A 3,942-nucleotide genomic window follows, 5' to 3' on the forward strand; every position below is an offset into this window, starting at 1 on the left:
GCGACTGCCGATGCCGTGTGGCGGCGGGTGGACAGCGACTATGTCCACTGGCTGGACGTAGAACTGGGCATCCCCGGCCGCCACAACGTCCTCAATGCCCTTGCCGCCATCGGCATCGCCAGCAAGGTGGGCATACAGGAATCCACTATTGCCAACGCTCTGGCCGACTTCCGTGGGGTCGGCCGCCGCTTTGAGCTGGTCGGTACATTCGACGGAATCACCGTGGTGGACGATTACGGCCATCACCCCCGGGAAATCGCCGCCACTATCGCCGCAGCCCGCTCCGTATGGCCGGAGCGACCGCTGGTGGTGGCCTTTCAGCCCCATCGCCACAGCCGCACGCAAGCACTCTTCGGTGATTTCGTCAGCAGCCTGGCGGCGGCGGATCGGGTGATCCTGACGGACATTTACAGTGCTGGCGAAAAGGCCTTACCCGGCGTCAGCAGCCGCGCCCTCGCTACGGCCATGGCCGCGCAAGGGGTGTCTGTCCGCTTCCTGCCTGATTTACTCACGGCGCCGCGACACATCCGCGCTGAACTCCCCGCCGGGGCCGTACTGCTGACTCTCGGCGCGGGCAGCATCGCCAGTCTGGCGGCGCAATGGTCCCAGGTCTTCGCGGAGGATCCCGCATGATGCCCGCCATCGGGGGTCGTCTACGCTTGGGAGAACCCATGCACCGCCACACCAGCTGGCGGGTCGGCGGTCCGGCCGATCGTTTCTACCTGCCCGGCACGCTGGAAGATCTGCAGGCTTTCCTGCAGGGTTTCGCCGTCGCCCCCCTCACCTGGCTCGGGCTGGGCAGCAACGTGCTGGTGCGCGATGGCGGCCTGCGCGGCACCGTCATTTGCCTCGCCAACACCATGGATGAAACCACCCTCGACGCGTCCGGTCTGGTCCGTGCCGGAGCGGGCGCGGGCGCAGTGAAGATCGCCCATTTCGCCGCCAAAGCCGGGCTCGCCGGCGCCGAATTTCTGGCCGGCATTCCCGGCACCCTGGGCGGCTGTCTCAGTATGAATGCCGGCGCCCACGGTGGCGACACCTGGAGCCTGGTGGAATGGGTCGAGGTATTACATCCCGATGGCCAACTGCAACGCCTGTCTCGCGCCGAGTTTCAGATTGGTTACCGGGAAGTTCTGGGTCAGGGCGCGGCCTGCTTCGTCGCTGCAGGATTACGCCTGACCCCAGAAGACCGCGACACCGTCATGCAGCGCCTGCGTACCTGGCAAGAACGCCGCGCCGCCACCCAGCCTCTGGAATGGCCGAGCTGCGGTTCCGTCTTCCGCAACCCACCCGGCGATCATGCCGCCCGGCTCATTGAAGCGGCGGAACTCAAGGGCATACGCTATGGCGATGCCGAAGTAAGTATCCAGCACGCCAATTTCATCATCAACCGCGGTGCTGCCCGCGCCGAGGAGATTGAAGCACTGGTGGCCAACGTGCAACAAGAGGTTCTCAGCCGCTTTGGTATCGAACTCCAGCCGGAGATGCGCGTTATCGGGGAGGTGGCCGATGTCTGATTTGCTCCGCATAGCCGTACTTTATGGGGGTCCCTCCGGCGAGCGCGAAGTTTCCCTCGACAGCGGTCGCGCCGTATTGCAGGCGCTGCGGGGATTGGGCCTGGATGCCGTCGGCATTGACATCCAGCCGGCCGCCCTTCAGCAGCAAGTGGCAGACAGCAAGGCGCACATCGTCTTCAACGTCTGCCATGGCGCGGTAGGCGAAGACGGCCTGTTGCAGGCCTGTCTGGAGACTCTCGACATGCCCTATACCGGCAGCGGCGTCCTCGCTTCCGCCCTCGCCATGGATAAATGGCGCTGCAAGCAGCTCTGGCGGGCAGCCGGTTTACCGGTGACCGACGGCATCCTGCTGCGCCGCGGCGAGAATGCACATGATCTCGGCGCCCGCTTCGGCTGGCCCCTGTACATCAAGCCGAACCACGGCGGTTCCAGCCTTGGCGTCAGCAAAGTTACGGGTCCGGCAGAACTGGATGCGGCCTTGCAGTGCGCCTTTGCGATGGAAGACGAAGTCCTCTGCGAGGGTGCCGTCATCGGCCACGAAGCCACCGTTGGCATCCTCGACGGCCGTGCACTGCCGCCCATTGTCATCGAAACACCCCGCGCCTTCTACGACTACACCGCCAAGTATCTCGCCGACGATACCCGCTACCTCTTGCCCTCCGGCCTCGGCGCCACACTGGATCAGCAATTGCAGACACTTGCGCTCAAGGCCTTTGCCGAACTGGGCGGCCGCGACTGGGGACGGGTCGACTTCATGATCAGCAGCGGCGGTCAGGCCCATCTGCTGGAAGTGAACAGTGTACCCGGCATGACCAGCCACAGCCTGGTTCCCATGGCCGCCCAAGCGAGCGGCATGGATTTCCCGGAATTATGTAACGCCATACTGCGTACTGCGCAGAGGAGAGTGAAACATGGTTAGCGTCATGCGCGATTACCGTCATGGGCGGAACCCGCAACGGCCTGCCGCCACTATCAAGGTGCCACCCAAACGCAAGGCCGAAGCGGCGGCTCCACCCAAAGCACACCAACCCATCCCATGGCGACTTTACGGTCGCATGCTGATCGGCGGCGTCAGCCTCAGTGCCCTCGCCTGGGGGGGCTGGATAGGCTGGAACTGGGCGCGCGAACCGCAACTCATGCCCATCAGCACCCTGACCATTATCGGCAGCTCCGCGAGAATTCCGCTGCCCACGGTCAATACCATCCTCAAACCTTACATTGCTCAGGGTTTTCTCTGGGTAAACCCGAAGCAGGTACGCAACGCCCTCGATGCACTGCCTTGGGTCGCCGATACCGAAGTCCGCAGGGTCTGGCCCAATCGCTTGCAGATCGATATCAAACCCGAAGTGCCCGTGGCCCGCTGGCTGGGCGGCGCCGGACAAATGGTGAATGCCCAAGGTCAGGTGTTCAGTGTTCCTCCCGGTCAGGTCCCCGATAATCTGGCGAATCTCGAAGGACCGGCGGATAGCGGCGCCAGGCTGATTGCACAGATGGCCAAATTCAATCAGATCCTCACCCCTCTGGGCGTCAAGGTGCTGGATTTGCAAGAAGATCAACGCGGCGGCTGGCGTTGCATTCTCAGCAATAAGGTGCGCCTGCTGCTGGGCAGTGAAAACATCCTTCCCGCTTTAACACGGTGGGTGACTATTGTCCCCCAAGTCAAAGAATACCTCGTGCCAGGGGCCACCATGGACTTGCGCTACACCAACGGCTTTGCGGTCGCCATGCCCACGGCGGCCACCATCAGCAGTCAGTAACGGATCACCGATCCGAAGGAGCAAGATGAAATGAAACGCAGCAATCCTGAACTCATCGTCGGTTTGGACATCGGCACCTCCAAGGTCGCCTGCATCGTCGCCCAGTCCAGGGGCGGCCGTGAGGCGGAGATCATCGGCGTCGGTCAACATCCCTCCCGCGGCCTCAAAAAGGGTGTGGTCGTCGACATCGAATCCACCGTGCAGGCCATCACCCGCGCCGTGCAGGAAGCGGAACTGATGGCCGGTGTGCAGATTCACGGTGCGGTGGTCGGCATCGCCGGCGGCCACATCCGCGGCTACAACAGCCACGGCATCGTCGCCATCAAGAACAAGGAAGTCAGCCATGAGGACGTTGGCCGGGTCATGGACGCCGCCCGTGCCATCGTCATTCCCCAGGATCAGAACGTCATTCATATCCTGCCCCAGGAATTCATGATTGACAGCCAGGAAGGCGTCCGTGAGCCCGTCGGCATGTCCGGCGTGCGCCTGGAGGCCCGGGTGCATATCGTCACCGGTGCCGTCAGCGCCGCGCAAAACATCACCAAATGTGTCGAACGCTGCGGCTTGCAGGTACAGGATCTGGTCCTCGAACAGCTCGCCTCCGCCGACGCTGTCCTCACCGCCGATGAGAAGGAACTGGGCGTCTGCCTAGTGGACATCGGCGGTGG

General features: G+C 63.3%; 5 protein-coding genes. All 5 read left to right on the forward strand.

Translation table 11 applies throughout. From position 1 onward, the window contains the following. A partial coding sequence (locus HF921_RS08065) for a glutamate ligase domain-containing protein (protein WP_319025482.1) occupies window positions 1-633 on the forward strand: 633 nt, incomplete at its 5' end. Further along, window positions 630-1,517, forward strand: coding sequence for a UDP-N-acetylmuramate dehydrogenase (gene murB, locus HF921_RS08070; RefSeq protein ID WP_064219804.1), 888 nt, complete (start codon window positions 630-632; stop codon window positions 1,515-1,517). The genes HF921_RS08065 and murB, both read left to right, overlap by 4 nt. Next, the gene (locus HF921_RS08075; RefSeq protein WP_215893641.1) at window positions 1,510-2,436 is read left to right on the forward strand and encodes a D-alanine--D-alanine ligase; all 927 of its coding nucleotides are present in this window, start codon (window positions 1,510-1,512) and stop codon (window positions 2,434-2,436) included. Before murB ends, HF921_RS08075 begins: the two co-directional genes overlap by 8 nt. Next, window positions 2,429-3,274, forward strand: coding sequence for a cell division protein FtsQ/DivIB (locus tag HF921_RS08080; protein WP_215861681.1), 846 nt, complete (start codon window positions 2,429-2,431; stop codon window positions 3,272-3,274). Before HF921_RS08075 ends, HF921_RS08080 begins: the two co-directional genes overlap by 8 nt. Before the next feature lie 30 nt (window positions 3,275-3,304). Then, window positions 3,305-3,942 (forward strand): cell division protein FtsA (gene ftsA, locus HF921_RS08085; RefSeq protein WP_064219807.1); only part of this gene is annotated, 638 nt, incomplete at its 3' end.

The organism is Acidithiobacillus ferriphilus (genome assembly GCF_018854775.1).
GTDB classification, from domain to species: domain Bacteria; phylum Pseudomonadota; class Gammaproteobacteria; order Acidithiobacillales; family Acidithiobacillaceae; genus Acidithiobacillus; species Acidithiobacillus ferriphilus.